This is a genomic window from Kurthia massiliensis, from assembly GCF_000285555.1.
Lineage (GTDB): Bacteria > Bacillota > Bacilli > Bacillales_A > Planococcaceae > Kurthia > Kurthia massiliensis.
In genome coordinates this window covers 17,723-33,323 of record NZ_HE610999.1, presented here as the reverse complement: position 1 = coordinate 33,323, position 15,601 = coordinate 17,723, and the positions used below count along the sequence as shown (strand labels likewise).

At 38.1% G+C, this 15,601-nt stretch carries 14 protein-coding genes; 7 read left to right on the top strand and 7 right to left on the bottom strand.

The features are described 5' to 3' along the window. Nucleotides 1-368: 368 nt before the first annotated feature. From KMHG_RS09670 to KMHG_RS09650, 5 genes are all read left to right on the top strand, one after another. A complete protein-coding gene (locus tag KMHG_RS09670; RefSeq protein WP_010289079.1) occupies nucleotides 369-1,268 on the top strand; it encodes a PEP/pyruvate-binding domain-containing protein in 900 nt (299 codons plus the stop codon). A 12-nt stretch (nucleotides 1,269-1,280) separates the two neighbouring features. Then, nucleotides 1,281-2,909, top strand: a complete 1,629-nt coding sequence (locus KMHG_RS09665) for a PEP-utilizing enzyme (protein WP_010289078.1) — start codon at nucleotides 1,281-1,283, stop codon at nucleotides 2,907-2,909. Continuing rightward, nucleotides 2,899-4,212, top strand: a complete 1,314-nt coding sequence (locus KMHG_RS09660) for an MFS transporter (RefSeq protein ID WP_010289077.1) — start codon at nucleotides 2,899-2,901, stop codon at nucleotides 4,210-4,212. The genes KMHG_RS09665 and KMHG_RS09660 overlap by 11 nt, the downstream gene beginning before the upstream one ends. Further along, entirely contained in the window at nucleotides 4,209-4,715 is a 507-nt protein-coding gene (locus KMHG_RS09655; protein WP_010289075.1) for a hypothetical protein, read from the top strand. Before KMHG_RS09660 ends, KMHG_RS09655 begins: the two co-directional genes overlap by 4 nt. Before the next feature lie 121 nt (nucleotides 4,716-4,836). Continuing rightward, entirely contained in the window at nucleotides 4,837-6,075 is a 1,239-nt protein-coding gene (locus KMHG_RS09650; protein WP_010289072.1) for a dicarboxylate/amino acid:cation symporter, read from the top strand. 45 nt (nucleotides 6,076-6,120) lie between these two features. Here the strand turns inward: KMHG_RS09650 and KMHG_RS09645 are convergent, their stop codons facing one another. From KMHG_RS09645 to KMHG_RS17670, 5 genes are all read right to left on the bottom strand, one after another. Beyond that, the gene (locus KMHG_RS09645; protein ID WP_010289071.1) at nucleotides 6,121-6,747 is read right to left on the bottom strand and encodes an SH3 domain-containing protein; all 627 of its coding nucleotides are present in this window, start codon (nucleotides 6,745-6,747) and stop codon (nucleotides 6,121-6,123) included. Nucleotides 6,748-6,852: 105 nt separating this feature from the next. Continuing rightward, nucleotides 6,853-7,350 carry a hypothetical protein gene (locus KMHG_RS09640; protein WP_010289070.1) on the bottom strand — a complete coding sequence of 166 codons (498 nt, stop codon included), beginning with the start codon at nucleotides 7,348-7,350 and terminating at the stop codon, nucleotides 6,853-6,855. Nucleotides 7,351-7,521: 171 nt separating this feature from the next. Further along, nucleotides 7,522-7,863, bottom strand: coding sequence for a hypothetical protein (locus KMHG_RS09635; protein WP_010289069.1), 342 nt, complete (start codon nucleotides 7,861-7,863; stop codon nucleotides 7,522-7,524). Between the two features lie 24 nt (nucleotides 7,864-7,887). Then, nucleotides 7,888-8,412 (bottom strand): DUF4352 domain-containing protein, encoded by a 525-nt coding sequence (locus KMHG_RS09630; RefSeq protein WP_010289068.1) that lies wholly within the window; start codon nucleotides 8,410-8,412, stop codon nucleotides 7,888-7,890. A gap of 321 nt (nucleotides 8,413-8,733) precedes the next feature. Beyond that, nucleotides 8,734-9,759, bottom strand: a complete 1,026-nt coding sequence (locus KMHG_RS17670; protein WP_010289067.1) for a thermonuclease family protein — start codon at nucleotides 9,757-9,759, stop codon at nucleotides 8,734-8,736. Between the two features lie 467 nt (nucleotides 9,760-10,226). Between KMHG_RS17670 and trhO the strand changes: the two genes are divergently transcribed. Continuing rightward, nucleotides 10,227-11,174 carry an oxygen-dependent tRNA uridine(34) hydroxylase TrhO gene (gene trhO / locus KMHG_RS09620; protein ID WP_010289064.1) on the top strand — a complete coding sequence of 316 codons (948 nt, stop codon included), beginning with the start codon at nucleotides 10,227-10,229 and terminating at the stop codon, nucleotides 11,172-11,174. Between the two features lie 99 nt (nucleotides 11,175-11,273). Here the strand turns inward: trhO and KMHG_RS09615 are convergent, their stop codons facing one another. After that, nucleotides 11,274-12,368 carry a metallophosphoesterase gene (locus KMHG_RS09615; protein WP_010289062.1) on the bottom strand — a complete coding sequence of 365 codons (1,095 nt, stop codon included), beginning with the start codon at nucleotides 12,366-12,368 and terminating at the stop codon, nucleotides 11,274-11,276. Between the two features lie 123 nt (nucleotides 12,369-12,491). On the opposite strand from KMHG_RS09615, the gene KMHG_RS09610 reads away from it, so the two are divergent. Continuing rightward, nucleotides 12,492-14,819: a DEAD/DEAH box helicase family protein gene (locus tag KMHG_RS09610; protein ID WP_010289060.1), complete on the top strand. Its 2,328-nt coding sequence runs from the start codon at nucleotides 12,492-12,494 to the stop codon at nucleotides 14,817-14,819. Here KMHG_RS09610 and KMHG_RS09605 read toward each other — a convergent pair. Further along, nucleotides 14,805-15,530 (bottom strand): SGNH/GDSL hydrolase family protein, encoded by a 726-nt coding sequence (locus tag KMHG_RS09605; RefSeq protein WP_010289053.1) that lies wholly within the window; start codon nucleotides 15,528-15,530, stop codon nucleotides 14,805-14,807. The two genes, KMHG_RS09610 and KMHG_RS09605, sit on opposite strands and share 15 nt — an antisense overlap. Between the last annotated feature and the right edge of the window lie 71 nt (nucleotides 15,531-15,601).

The window sequence follows — 15,601 nt, the reverse complement described above, 5'->3', positions numbered from 1 at the left end:
ATTAATTGGCGTTGGCGAAGGTCTACGAGTTGGTCAATATCTGAAGCAGTAGCAATTCGAGATAACATATAACATGCCCCCTTTAACCCGTATTATTCCCTGAAGTAACGATATGATAACAATATGTTTTCCATCTTTTAGATATAGATGAAATTACATGTAAACACTATAAAAACAGGTAAAATAGAATTAAAAATAAAGTTGATAAAAATAACAATAAATCACGTATTAAATAGAAAAATAATGAACTTTTTGTCCTATTATCTATGCTAAAATACATCTTTCAGTTTGATTTTTAGATAGAACTATATTTTAATGTATAAAAAAGTTTACTCGTTGAACATTTTTTGGAAAAAAGGAGATTATTTATGTTTACCGTATTTTTAAAGGACGCTCAACAACACCCATTGAAACAAATTGGGTCTAAGGCGATGTACTTATCTAAAGTACTAAATGAAGGGGTCGTGATCCCTAATGGATTCGTCATTATTGCAGATGCATTAGATCAATTTATGCGTGCAAATGACCTATACGACCAAGTAGATGATCCAGCATTTATCGAAATGTTAATGGCTGCGCCAATGCCTGAAGCAATGGAAGCAGCATATGTTGAAGCGTATGCGCAACTAAAATCACTAACAGGCGACGACCAGTTGGCAGTCGCTGTACGTTCATCTTCATCTGCTGAAGATTTAGCAGATGCGTCATTTGCAGGTCAATATGACACGATTTTAAACGTTAAAGATGAACATCAGTTACTGGATGCGATTAAACAATGTTGGGCTTCTGCTTTTTCAGACCACGTTCGTGATTATGCGAAGCAAAAAAACATTTCATTAGCAGAATTCCCAATGAGCATTTTAGTGCAACAAATGGTATTCGCCGATGTTGCAGGCGTTATTTTCTCAATTAACCCAATTACAGATAGCCACGATGAAATGATCATCAATGCGAGCTATGGATTAGGTGAAGCAATCGTCTCAGGTATCGTGACACCAGATACATATATCGTACATAAGGAAACGAAAGATATTATGAAAGACCTTGGCTTAAAAGAAGTCAAAGTACTACCAGATGGTGCGGGCATTAAAGAAGTTGAAACGACACTAGCTGAAAGTGATGTGTATTGTTTAGCTGATGCAGAAGTATTGGCATTATTACAAGCGACGAACACATTAGAAAAATTTTACGGATTCCCCGTCGATATTGAATTTGCGATGAAAGACGGCAAACCATTTATTTTACAATCACGCCCAATTACGGCTTAAAAGGAGATTTTTATGTTAAACACACAGACGTTCCGCGACGAACTATTATTAAACGATCAAGATATTCAAAATGGCTTTTGGTTTTTAGATGAATTACATTTACCAGAAGCATTAACACCATTATTTGCGTCTTACATGGCACCATCAATTTCAATCGGTACAGAACGTGCTTATGAAACGTTAAAATTACCAATTCACCAATTCCGCATTAAAATTAAAGATTCACATTACTACCAGTTCAATGTGCCTTACAAAGGTGACATGAACGCACGTATCGCTGAAAATATGGCAACAGAAGGCGCACGATTTGCGACATTAAGCGAACGTTTCTGGGGTTATATGAACAATGAATTAGTACCACAATTTGAAAAAATGGATAACTACCGTCAAAATGGCTTCACGTTATCACAATCACGCGACATTTTAACAGAGCTATTTGATTTTTATAACTTATGTTGGGAACGCCACTTCGAATGTGTAATGCCACGTGGTTCACTAGGTCTTGCACTTGAAGATGCTTACACTAAATTAACAGGTGATACGAACGCAACGATCGTTTACGATTTCGTAGAAGGTGTGATGAACAAATCACTTGAAACAGACCGTGAAATTTGGAAACTTGCACAAGTCGTAAAAGGTGACGAAGCATTAGCAAATATTTTTGCGACAACTGCACCGAAAGCATTAAAAGAAGCACTTGCACAAACAGCAGCAGGTCAAGCATTTTTAGCACAAGTACAACAAGTAATGGATATCTACGGCTGGCGCATTGCGATTTCTCATGAATTTGCGAATGAAACATGGTATGAAAACCCTGCATACGCATTAGAAATCATTGCGAAGTACGTACAAAAAGATGATGATTTCGAAGCGGAATTTGCAAAAGTTGTCGCAACACGCGAGCAAAAAGTAGCTGATTTATTAGCGAAATATCCAGACGGCGAAGCAAAAGATCATTTCAAATTGATCCATAGCTGGGCACTTGCATACTGGGGCGTAGATGAAGACCACCACTTCTACATTGATGCAATGCTTCCTGCAAAATCTCGTCTATTACTATTAGATATGGGTCAATTATTAGTTGATGCGAAAGCCATTGAAGCGAAAGAAGATATTTTCTTCTTATACTTAGATGAGTTAGTTGATTTAGTAGACGCGCCACAAGATGTGACTGCGAAAATCGCACAACGTAAAGCGCAACATGAAATTGATTCAAATAAAAAAATTCCTGCAAACTACGGTACACCACCACAAGAACCAGTAGCACCAATTATCGAGCGTATTTTCGGTACGAAAATGGCAGAAGTAGACGAAGTAGCACAAAGTTTTAAAGGGTACGCTGCATCAAAAGGCGTCCACAAAGGGATCGTACGTATCGTTCGTGACCAAGACGATTTTGAAAAAGTGACAAAAGGCGACGTACTCGTATGTAAAACGACACTGCCACCTTGGACAGTATTATTCTCAATTGCTGGCGCTGTTATTACAGATGCAGGCGGCATTTTATCACACGCTGGAACTGTAGCGCGTGAATATCAATTACCTGCAGTACTTGGTACAAAAGTTGCAACATCAATGCTAAAAGACGGGGATGTTGTAACGGTTGATGGTACAGCTGGTATCGTAACGATTGAAAAATAGTAAGTCTGTATTTCCTGCTCTTGTCATTTTGACAGGAGCTTTCCTCGTTCCAGTCAATTCAACGATGATTTCAATTGGCTTATCGAGTATGCAGGAAACGTTTCAAACGTCTTTATCGACGATTACATGGATCGTCACAATTTATTTAATTATCATGACTGTCACGCAGCCACTTGCAGGTAAGCTCGGTGATCTATATGGTAATAAAAATATGTTTTTACTAGGACTTGTGCTGTTCTTTTTAGCGTCACTCGTTTGCATTTACGCACCGAACTTAACGGTGCTGATGATTGGGCGTGCATGCCAAGCAATTGGTGGAGCGCTCATTACACCAAATGGTACAGCGATTATTCGCTATGTGACGCCTAAAGAACAGTTGCCAAAAATATTTGGTCTCTTTGGACTTGTCATGTCATTAGGTGCCGCACTCGGACCAATGATTGGTGCCTTTTTAATTCACATCTGGAATTGGCAATCGACATTTTGGATCAACGTGCCACTTGCGGTAGTATCGTTCGTGCTCGCTGCGAAATTATTACCTGCGACGACACGCAAAAAAAGCAAGCTCGATTTATTCGGCTCGCTGTACTTAGGGATATTTTTAACGACGATCGTTTTGATAGTAACGAAAAGTCTTTATACGAATATTTGGCTTTGGGCACTATTCGCAGTCACACTCGTACTGTTTGTCGTTCGCGAGCGCCGTTATCAATACTCGTTAATCGACTTTCAGTTATTTAAAGTGGCGAGCTTCCGTAGCGCTAACATTTCGATTTTATTAAACAATGCGATTATGTATTGTACATTGCTTATTATGCCGATTGTTCTCGTTAAAGCGTCAGGTTATTCATTGAATACAATTGGTACATTATTGTTCGTTTTTTCATTATCAATTTCATTCGCTTCATGGCTTGGGGGGAATATGACTGCGAAACGTGGAGCGCGTGCAATTATCGGTCTTTCATTTATTTGTTCGGCACTGTCGCTTGCGTTGTATTTCTTTTTACCGACAGCGAGCCACGTTATCATCGCCGGACTCATTTTATTCATCGCTGGTATCGGCTCAGGACTTGGCGTACCTGCGATGCAGTCTGAAAATTTATCAGAGGTGCCGAAAGAAATGTCAGGTGTGGCATCTGGTATTTACTCGACATTTCGTTATATCGGCTCGACAGCAGCATCGGTTATTATCGGGTTGCAAGTGAGTTTTAATATAACGGTATGGATTTTGATTATTTTGGCATTTATTGGTATTTTTGTTTCAAAAGGTTTTAATGTAAAAGGGGAACGTAAAACAATATGAAACATGTAAAATGGTTGACGACGATGATGATTGCTTTTATTTTATTTGTCACGGTGCCTTTAGTAGGTGCCAAAGCAGCTTCAAATCCATATGCACGTGATTATAGCAAAACGTATACATTTAGTTATACGGGTGGCTTTGGAAACAGTAGTGCAGTATTAAAACGTTTTTCAAATAAACAATATCGATTATCTACAATTGACTATTTCGAAGGATGGGATGGCAATAAATATTACGTTGCCACAGGTGGTGTCGGTTATGTTCATATTCCTAACAATGTTAAAAAAACAAAAAGAGTAACAATTGAGCCATTTTTGTCAGATATTCAAACGATTGAAAAAAGAAAAGTAACCTTCAACCATCGTGTGAAAACAAAATATAAAACATTTAAAAATTGTATGAAATATACAGATGGTTACACGACGATTTATTTTGCTCCGAAATATGGCGCAATCAAATATGTATCAGATGGATTTACATTCCAATTAAAAAAAGTAAAGTAATTTGAAGACTAGAAAAGTAAATTCTCGACTTTTCTAGTTTTTTTCTATATTTATGTGTAAGAAAATGTAATTAATGTTTATTTTAAGTTATAATAGTATAAAAAACAAAGGAAGTGATAACATGAAACTAGCAACGAAAATTTTGATTGCGCTTGTCGCGGGGGCAATTGTCGGGATTGTGCTAAATGTCACAGTGCCAAATTTCTTCGCGCAAGCAGATCAATACTTTTTCACACCGCTTGGTACAATCTTTTTGAACTTGATTAAAATGTTAATCGTGCCATTAGTATTCTTCTCAATTGTCGTAGGTGTCGCAAATATTGGTGACCCGAAAGCACTTGGTCGCATGGGTGCGAAAGCAATGATTTTCTTTTTAGCAACAACAGCAATTGCTATTACAATCGGTATTATTTTAGCAGTAACATTCCAACCAGGGAACAAAGGTGACTTTGATGTGGACGCAGCAAGCTATGAAGCAACGGAAGCACCACCTGTTTCTGATACGTTATTAGGTATTATTCCAGCGAATCCAATTGACGCGATGGCCACTGGCTCTATGTTACAAATCATCTTCTTTGCAGTATTTGTCGGTCTGGGCATTAGCTTCTTAGGTGCAAAAGTGGATATTTTCAAACGCTTTATGGAACAAGGGAATGAGTTGATGATGTTCCTTGTAACGCTCGTGATGAAATTTGCGCCATACGGTACATTCGCATTAATCGCGTCAGCAGTCGGCAAACAAGGCTGGGACGCATTACAAGCGATGTTCTGGTATATGATCGTCGTATTACTTGCGCTTTTAGTACACTTCGTAATCGTATATGGTAGTGCATTAAAAGTATTAGCAAAACGCAATCCAATCGACGTATTCAAAGCGTATATTCCTGCGTTAACAGTTGCTTTCAGTACATCTAGTAGTAGTGCGACACTTCCTGTATCGATGGAAGTTGCACAGAAAAAACTTGGCGTACCAAAGGGCATTAGTAGTTTCGTACAACCTTTAGGTGCGACGATTAATATGGATGGTACAGCAATTATGCAAGGGGTTGCGACAATCTTTATCGCACAAGTATATGCCGTTGATTTAACAGTATCACAAATGTTAATCGTTATTTTAACAGCGGTACTTGCTTCTATCGGTACAGCTGCTGTACCAGGTGCTGGTATGATTATGCTTGCGATGGTATTAGAAGCAGTTGGTTTACCAGTAGAAGGTATTGCCCTAATCATCGGTATTGACCGTCTGTTAGATATGACACGTACGATGGTGAATTGCTTCGGTGACTTAACATGTGCATTATATGTAGCTGAAAGTGAAAAAGATAAAATTAAAAACGACGCTCCAGTTGCGGATGCGTAACATGCAGAAGGCCACAAGTTATGACTTGTGGCCTTTTTGTGTGGGTTATTTTTGGAATAAACGATCGTCTCCCATGACTGTTGAGTAAGCACGGTTTCCCCAACATTGGTCTGAATTTGAAGTGGGCTTTAACGTTTTACTACTACGTTTTAAATATCCTGTACAGCTATTTACTTGAATGCGAGCTGTTGTAGAGGATAGAATTCGTGCGGAACCTTTATACGTTTTATGATGCATCGATGCATTGACACCAGATCCTTCTCTATAAGAATCTGTTGCCACGTAATAAAATTTTTTACTTGTTTGTTTATAGACATACAAGTTTGTAATGCCTCCTGAACCGGCTGTCATACGGTCATAATAATCACCAATCCACTTATTTGTAGGTGCAACAGATTTAAGCGTTTCGTAGTTGTAACGAATATACGCCGGTTTACCTTTGTACGTAACTTTATAGTAACTTTTCTGATGATTTAAGTATGTCATCTTGACGCTTTTCCCTTTTTTAAGCGTACCTACAACTTTTGAAGACGCAGACGGTTTTTGATAAATCGTTGTCGTCTCTAAAGCTTTTAGTTTTAAATAGTGTGTTTTTGCGGCTGCTTCATCTGTTTGCGCATTTCCTAATAGAAACGATGCACCAATTAAGAAGGCAAGAGCTGTTTTTTTCATCGGAAATCTCCTTTTTTCTATATATTTATATTATACATATAAAGAAAATAATGGTATATAATTTTTTAAAAAAAGACACATGGGAATTTCATGTGTCTTAAAGTATTATGCATTGATTTGTGTATTGTTTTGCTGTTTGTGCATTTTTTTCATTACAAAGCGTGCAATCGGCTGAGCAATAAGAATTTCAATCCAAAATGCTGTCCCGAAGTTGCGCGGCCACGTGTGTAAAAAGTTTTTAAACGGCGTTAAATCAAATGAGTTTGTACCGATCCATGTGCCAATAATCATTAGCGTAATAGATAACACAGTAACGTTTAATACAGTATTTAATAATACGCGTGCATTAAAGCAATCTGTTTGACCGACGAACTTTGGCATCACTTTTCCAACGATTGGACCTGCAACAAAGTTAACAAGTAACATGACGATAATCCACATGATCGGTATAATCTTTAACGTTTCTACATAATTTTCACCCGAGAATCTATTTTCAAAGCCCATAATAAGTGGGGCAATCGTGTTTACCGGAATAAACGAAATGATTAGTATGAAAAGGATACCTTCTTTGGCGTTTTGTGGCAAACGATCTTCCTTATACATAGTTTCACCTCCAATTTAAAAAATTAGAAGGCAGAAGTTTATGTCGTATTGACACTATATGTAAGGAAGTATTAGCCTTATCTCTGCACTTAACTTGATTATTATAAATGTTATTCAATAAACAATCATAAAATAAAAAAGGCCGCAAACATTTGTTTACGACCTCACTGATTAAGCTGTTGCTTTTGACTGTGCTACATTGGCACCTTTTTTCTTAATGAAAAATGCTAAAATACCAGCGATAAATAAGAAGATAAATGCAATTGTAAAGAATAGACCGTTTTCGATAAATCCATATACCGCACATACTAATAATAGAGCGCCAGAAATTTTAGGGAATTTCCATGCTAGGAAACCAAAGAAAATCGAGAAGAAAGAAACCCAGAATACAGCTGCACCACTATCAGCCATTTCATTTTCACTAAATCCAACACCGAATGCCGTTACTAAAAATCCACTAGCTAGACCACTTAAACCGCCTAAGATGGCTAAAACTGCTACCCAAATTTTCATAATTATTTGTTCCTCCTACATTTTTTATTGAACTTTAATTTTCCATTTTACTTCTTTATTGTCCCAACTAAATGCTGGTGCATATACTAACTCATATGCTTTTTCTTCAGATACATCGTAGTAAAGATTGCCTTTCTTTTGCTTGCCTGCATTTAAATCTGCGCTAATGGCCATCTTATCGTAGCCAAAGTAGCTTTCAAATTGGTTACCTTCTAAGTCGTATAAATTAAAATCTGTTTCATCTATATAAGAAGAATCTTTATTTGTATTGACGACTTTCACATCTAAAGTAAGTATTTTTCCGTTCTGTGGCTCGGAATACTCTGCTGGTGGTGTGAAAGCAGCTTTTGTGATTGTGATTTCTACGCCATCTACTTTAACCGTATCACCGACTTTATAAATTTTATTTTCATCTTTTGTTTCTTTCTTTTCAGCACTTTCTTTTGAAGCGCTACTTTTACTATCTGTTACATCTTCAACAGCTGTTTCACCACAACCTGCTAATGCTAGGGATAGGGCTAACGGTGCTGCAAACAATAATTTTTTCAATGTTGTGTACCTCCTAAGTAATATTTATCTTTATTCTAACAATATTCCCTAAATATGTATGTAATAAAAATAGGTCTTTTTATATAAAAATATGATATAAATGGAATTTTTATATATTATTTGGTATGTATAAAAAATAAAGAGAAAATGATGGTATAAAAGACAATAACATATAGATGAAGTAAATATCTTTTTAAAGGAAATTACGAATAAAAAAAGTACTCCGATAATAGAGTACTTTTTAAAACTTAGGTTGAGACTAATATAATCTGAATCCACTATTTTTAGATAGTGAGAATTTACATTGACTGCATCTAATATTTAATATGCTTCACAAGCTGTGCCATCTTTATCTCTATCCATTTTAGCTTGATAAGCGGGGTGGGCAGCAGAAACTCCATTTGGATATACAGCTCTTAATTCTGTGCAATTAGAGAAATACGTTGGTTGTGATGGTGTTGCTTTTTGTTCAGTCGCTTCGTTGTTATTTTGTCCTTGGATCTGTGTTTTTGTTGAATTATCATCTTTTTTCTGATCAGAAGTATTTTGTACCTTTTTAGCTAGCTTACATTTTTTGAATTTATTATTTTGCACATAATTGTTTTCAGACCAAATATTAATTGCTTGGTCTTTCGCATTGTTTTCTGCATCTTGTAAGACATCTAAATATTCATAGGATACGTTATCTACAGCAGTTAGGGTGGCATATCCTTTATCCAGTAACGCTTTTTGAACTAATTCGTTATCAGCGAATACATAAGCGATTAGAGCACCAGTTTCATCTCTTTTTTTATGGTCTTGTTCAAATTTTATTTGTAGATTTTTTCCTATAATGAATTCCTTATTCCTTTTATAAGCATTGTTTGCATAAGGCTGTGAACAAGCCTTATTTATATCTGGTGTATTAATCAAAAGATAATTTAATGTCTCTTTTTTACCTTTATATAAGATTCTTATTGTGTCGCCATCGATAACTTTTAAGAGCTGCACACTTTGCTTTTCTTCTTTTTTTCGCTGAGGTGTTACAGCAGTAAATTGTTGTACTTTTTTATCCTCATCATTAGCAGTGACAGTTTTACTTTGATCTCGTTCTGCTGTATCTTCATCATCTCCAAACATTCCACTGCAACCACCAAAAGCTAAAATAACACCGAAAATCATTAAAATTTTAGGAGCCATTCGTTTTTTGTTTCTTTCCGTATTTTTTTTATTTGTTCGGTATCCTATGAGGAGTAGGAGAGCCCCTAAAAGAAATACAAAGAAACTGATAAATTTTAGAAATAAAAATATTGAAATGAAAATAGCTACTGATATAGCGAATAAATCTTGATTTTTTCTACTTTTCATAATGTTCCTCATTTCTGAATAAAATTCCATATTAATATCCATTTAACTTTAAATATTGTATTTTTTTACATTTAATATTCAAAAAGGAGATGCAAATTGTCTGCATCTTTCTTTTAATTCACATTATTAGTTGTCCACTTTTAATCCTAGCAATATTTATAAAAAAAGTATTTAATAAATTTATCAGTTTTTGGATAAAAACGATGCATGTTTAAAGTAATGAAAATATATTCGTCACTTATTAACGTGCATTTTTGAGAGGTTTCTTATGTTTAATAGCTCTATTAGATTCCTACTTTGAAGTATAAATATGTTGATACTTCAGTCGTTCTCGTATAAAATACTTTGCTTTTCTAGACGAAAACACGTACAATCGGGAATGCAGCGCTATTCTAAAATTTATACTGCATTATACACAGTATCTTATTATATCCTGCAAATATATTAAGATAGGCGGAAAAAACGAAATGAATTATCAAGTTTTATTATATTATCACTACACAACGATCGAGGATCCTGAAGTATTTTCAGCGGATCACTTAGCAGCGTGTAAAGAAATCGGCTTAAAGGGTCGTATTTTAGTTGCCAACGAAGGCATTAACGGTACTGTTTCAGGTACGGTTGAACAAACAGAAGCATATATGGATATGATGAAAGCAGATCCTTTATTCGAAGGCATCGTTTTCAAAATTGATCCACACGACGGCCACGCGTTCAAAAAAATGCACGTGCGTCCTCGTCCAGAGCTTGTAAACTTAGGTCTTGAAGAAGACGTCAATCCGAACGAATTAACAGGTCGTCATCTTTCTCCTGAAGATTTCTTAAAAGAGATGCAACGTGAAGATACGGTCGTATTAGACGTGCGTAACACGTATGAATATGATGTCGGTCACTTCCGTGGCGCGATTCGTCCAGACGTTCAAACGTTCCGTGATACACCAGAATGGGTACGTGAAAACCGTCACCTATTTGAAGGGAAAAACGTGTTGACGTACTGCACAGGTGGTATTCGTTGTGAAAAATTCTCAGGTTGGATGAAACGTGAAGGCTTCGGCGACGTTGGTCAATTACACGGTGGTGTTGCAACTTACGGTAAAGACGAAACGACAAAAGGTCAATTATGGGACGGTCAAATGTACGTATTTGATGAGCGTTTAACAGTTCCGATTAACCAAGTAGAACACGTCGTTGTCGGTCGTGACCATTACGATGGTACACCTTGTGAACGCTACATTAATTGTGCAAACCCTGAATGTAACAAGCAAATTTTAGCTTCTGAAGAAAATGAAGCAGCACATTTAGGCGGCTGTACGATCGAATGTACGACGCACCCTCGTAACCGATACATCGTGCGTCACAACTTATCAGAAGAACAAGTACAAGCAGCAATTGAAGCATTAAAAGCGAAAGCTTAATATACAAAAGAGGACACTTCGGTGTTCTCTTTTTTTACTTGTTTATTTGTATACATGTTTACAAAAAATAAAAAAAGGCTAGGAAATCCTAACCTTTCATCATTTTCGTTTCACATCGACAATCACATATTCAGCGTGTTTTTCTGTACGAATCGGATAACCCCAACCGGCAATGCCTGAAGAAACGATTTGTTGTAAATGGTCGTAACTACGGTAACCATAGCTAACTGTGCCCATCAATTTAATCAATAAACCACCTGGCCAAATTTGTCCGCCGTGTGTATGGCCAGACATTAATAAGTCAATGTTGAGTGATTTATTTTCATCGACATCTACAGGCTGGTGATCGGCGACAAATAGAAAATTCGTGTCTTTTACATCTGTGAGTAATGCGCTTAAATCTTGACGTGGGGCGAGCGAAATATCTTTACGACCGATTAACGTAAAGTCATCGGTAATTTTTGCAGTTGTATCGTCTAAAATACGAATATTGTTTTTTGTAATTGCTTGATCTAGCTCAGCTTTCGTGTAGTTTCGTTCGCTTTCTTTTAAATATTTTGATTCGTCATGATTGCCATATACGTAATACGTGCCGTACGTACTTTGAAGTTTTCCGAGTACATCGAACGCTGTTTCCATTTCAGCTTGTGTCGTACGTTCATCTACGAGGTCTCCACCTAATACGACAATATCTGGTTTTGCGCGGTTGACGCGATGAACAGCTTCCGTTAACGCCGCGCGATCGAGCGTTAGCCCCATATGTAAGTCGGAAATAAAGGCAATTTTATAGCCTTCATCACGAATCGGCTTCGTCGTTTCAACGGTATAATTCGTTTGTATGACGTGATGCATATTATAGTAACCGTAAATGAGTGTCACAATCGTGAGGAAAATTGGTAGTACATTACTATGATGTAGTTTTCGTAAACGCTCAGTGTGCCACTTTTTCGTGAGCATATAGAAGAGGTCGCAAAGTAGCGCGAATGCGGCGATATGCAAAATGACGATGAGCCACGGGTTGGTGAAATCAAAAATAGGTGCAATGAGTAGTACGGTGAGTATGAGTGTCATGATTCGTCGTTTTTTCGATGACGCTGTCGGCCAGACGAGTCGTAAAGTGCGTCTGACAAGGATGAACAAATAATATACGAGTGCAATTAAAATGACTAAAAATAAAATGAGTGCGAGCACCATTTGCAATAGACACACCTCTACTTTCTTTTTTGTAAAATCAATATAGCAAATTCGATACGAGAAAAACAGCGATAGCTTTTGGTATAATACATAGGAGAACAAACATTCGGAGAGGGCAGGCAGATGGAAAGTACAACGATTCAACATGTCATTCAACAATTAAAAACAAAAGCGATACAGACGCAACGAAAACAAACGCAACTCAAATGTCGAACGTTTCTGCGAAAGCTAGGTTATAAAGCGCGCTCACAAAAATTAGTGACGACGGTAGAACGTCATGTTAAACAATATGGGCTTCAATTTGTGTTGCCAAAGGGCGTGTCTAGCTGGAAAGATATTGACCCAGATGGGACGCTCGTTTTCGCATTAGTAGAAGACGTCGCGCAAGTAGAGAAGCCGAAGCATGCGCTCTTATGTGATGGACAACGTCGTACATATCCACTGTATGCATTTCAACAAGAAGCGATTGAAACGATTGAACGTGCGTATCAACAAATGTCACGCATGCGTGGATTGCTCGTTTTACCGACTGGTGGTGGCAAAACGACGACAGCGGTAGAATGGGTCATGCCACATTTATTAAAAGGGACACGTGTTTTATGGTTAGCGCATCGGCATGAATTGCTTGAGCAAGCGCTTCGTACATTTCAACGAACAGCGCGTTATGCAAAGCATGCACCGATTTCATATCGCCTCATTTCTGGGAAACATCAGTCGATTAAAGGACTGACGACGGAACAACTCGTCATTGCGAGTAAAGATAGTGTATACAATCAACGTGCATTATTGACATGGTGTGCGCATCAGCATGTCATTGTCATTGTCGATGAAGCGCATCATGCGGCAGCACGGACGTACCGAGAGCTGTTGCTACATATTCGAAAGGCATCAGCGAATTGTACTGTGCTCGGATTGACAGCGACGCCTTATCGTACGAGTGAAGATGAAGCGGGTTCATTGAAACAAGTCTTTCCACAAGATATTTTATTTAAACGTGACTTGAAAACGTTAATTTCAGCAGGTATGTTAGCAGAGCCGATTTTTCGGGATTTAAAAACTGATGTCGTCATTGAAGAGACGATAGATGCCAAGCAGATAGAATCGCTCGATCAGTTGCCAGCGCCAATTGCCAAACAATTAGCGACACATCAACAGCGAAATCATGTCATTATCGATACGTATATGCGAGAGAGAAAAACGTATCAAAAAACGATTGTGTTTGCGATTAATCAGACACATGCGCTCGTTTTAGCCGAGCTATTTGAACGACGCGGTGTAAGATGTGGTGTCGTCATTTCTAGTCAACCGAAAGCGCAACAGCAAACGATTGAAAAGTTTCGTGCAGGGGCATTAGAAGTGCTGATTAACGTCAATATTTTGACAGAAGGCGCGGATTTCCCTGATGTGCAAACGGTCTTTTTAGCACGTCCAACGACTTCAAGTATTTTAATGACGCAAATGATTGGGCGCGCGCTTCGTGGGAAAGCGGCAGGGGGGACGTCAAAAGCCTACGTTGTCAGTTTTATTGATGAATGGGCAACACATATCGCTTGGGCACAATCTCAGCGACTCGTCGAAGGTCCTGACTTATTCAACGAGGCAGTTTGTCATCAACGAGAAGCGACGACGGCACTTATTTCAGCACAATTGATTGCTAATATTGCGCATGATTTAGACAAGGCAATTGATCCTGAACGTTTAACGCACGTGACATTTTCAGAAAGCGTGCCGATTGGTGTGTATGCTTTTGCGTATGCGATGCCACAACGAGAAGAGCGCGTAGAAGTGCTTGTTTATGCGCATTTGCGCGAGGGCTATGCAAAAATGCGAGAACGTTTGCCGCAAGTATGTGCCCAATATCCATTGACTGATTATCCAGAACATCGTGTCGTTCGGGCGATTGCACAGACATTAATGCACGAATGTTTTAGCGGTAATTATCAAGTGCCTAGTGTAGAACTGCAAGACATCGTTGATTTAGTGCGCTACTATGCACAATATGAAACGATGCCTACATTGCTATATTTTACGGAACGCCAAGATGTTGACATCACGCGTATTGCGCAACATATTTTGACACAAGACCTCAGTCAGCGTGCGAAGACAAATTATTTAAACGACTATTGGAAAACGCACCGTTTTGCTCAAATTTATTTTAACTATAACGAATATTATTTCCGCAAATGTGTAGATCATGAATTGTTGCGTATGGAACTTGCACCGCATCAACTCGCGGACATGTCGCTTACGGTGTGGAAAAAAGAGCAACCGTCGCTATATCGTCGTATTTTACGAGATTTATTTAGACGTGCTAAAGTGTCAGGTGGTTATCGTTGTATGCGTACTGGACAGATTTGCGCACAAAAAAGTGACTTTACGATTCGTTATCGTGTGCCACTTTCAAAAGGTGGCCAGACGACGCTCGACAATTTAATGTTAGTGAAAAAGTAAAAGCCACGCTAAGCGCGGCTTTTTTTTATGTTTCATCGCATATGCTTCGATTAATGCAGGAACGGCTTTGGTAATCGTCTCTGCCATTAGGGCATACCCTTCTGCTGTTGGGTGAATGCCATCGTTTGAAATAACGTTGTCAATTGGATGTGCGAAAAATGGTGTGCGCGTATCAATCATCGGTACGTGTAGCGTGTCGCTTATTTTGATTAGCGCTTCGTTGTAGCGACCGTGCCATTCGCTAATACCACCTGTACGGCAAATCCAGTGACTAATGTCGTTGCCAAATAACGTTGTTAAATATGTATAGTAACGTGCAGCGTCTAACGGAGGAAGTGCGAGTAAGACAGGTTGCACATGTATGTTTTGAATATTTCGACAAATTTGTGTTACATTTTCAATGAACGTATTTAGTGGGACGGTTGCCGTATGTTCGTCTAACGGGCTGTTTGCTACAGCTTGCCAATCGAATACGCAATCATTGCCACCAATTTCAATAAATACAATATTTGGATTTTCTGAAACTATATGTTTGTTGAAGCGTTCTAATAGAGAAAAGGAATTATCATTGAAGACACCTTTGTTAATGATTTCAATGTTTTCGAAGTGTTGTTGGAGTAATTTAGGGAAAGTGCCTTTCACGATGCGGAGGCGTGTTCCTTGTAATGTGACACCGCGTGTAATGCTGTCACCGAAACAAATGATTTTCATATGTTAACCAGCTTTCTTTTAACAGTTTCTATTACAAGTATACATGCCATTTTCAAGGCTGCCTATTTACG

Coding starts and splice junctions, on each gene's coding strand:
- KMHG_RS09670 (WP_010289079.1), top strand. CDS start 369: ATGTTTACCGTATTTTTAAAGGACGCTCAACAACACCCATTGAAACAA.
- KMHG_RS09665 (WP_010289078.1), top strand. CDS start 1,281: ATGTTAAACACACAGACGTTCCGCGACGAACTATTATTAAACGATCAA.
- KMHG_RS09655 (WP_010289075.1), top strand. CDS start 4,209: ATGAAACATGTAAAATGGTTGACGACGATGATGATTGCTTTTATTTTA.
- KMHG_RS09650 (WP_010289072.1), top strand. CDS start 4,837: ATGAAACTAGCAACGAAAATTTTGATTGCGCTTGTCGCGGGGGCAATT.
- KMHG_RS09645 (WP_010289071.1), bottom strand. CDS start 6,747: ATGAAAAAAACAGCTCTTGCCTTCTTAATTGGTGCATCGTTTCTATTA.
- KMHG_RS09640 (WP_010289070.1), bottom strand. CDS start 7,350: ATGTATAAGGAAGATCGTTTGCCACAAAACGCCAAAGAAGGTATCCTT.
- KMHG_RS09635 (WP_010289069.1), bottom strand. CDS start 7,863: ATGAAAATTTGGGTAGCAGTTTTAGCCATCTTAGGCGGTTTAAGTGGT.
- KMHG_RS17670 (WP_010289067.1), bottom strand. CDS start 9,759: ATGAAAAGTAGAAAAAATCAAGATTTATTCGCTATATCAGTAGCTATT.
- trhO (WP_010289064.1), top strand. CDS start 10,227: ATGAATTATCAAGTTTTATTATATTATCACTACACAACGATCGAGGAT.
- KMHG_RS09615 (WP_010289062.1), bottom strand. CDS start 12,368: ATGGTGCTCGCACTCATTTTATTTTTAGTCATTTTAATTGCACTCGTA.
- KMHG_RS09610 (WP_010289060.1), top strand. CDS start 12,492: ATGGAAAGTACAACGATTCAACATGTCATTCAACAATTAAAAACAAAA.
- KMHG_RS09605 (WP_010289053.1), bottom strand. CDS start 15,530: ATGAAAATCATTTGTTTCGGTGACAGCATTACACGCGGTGTCACATTA.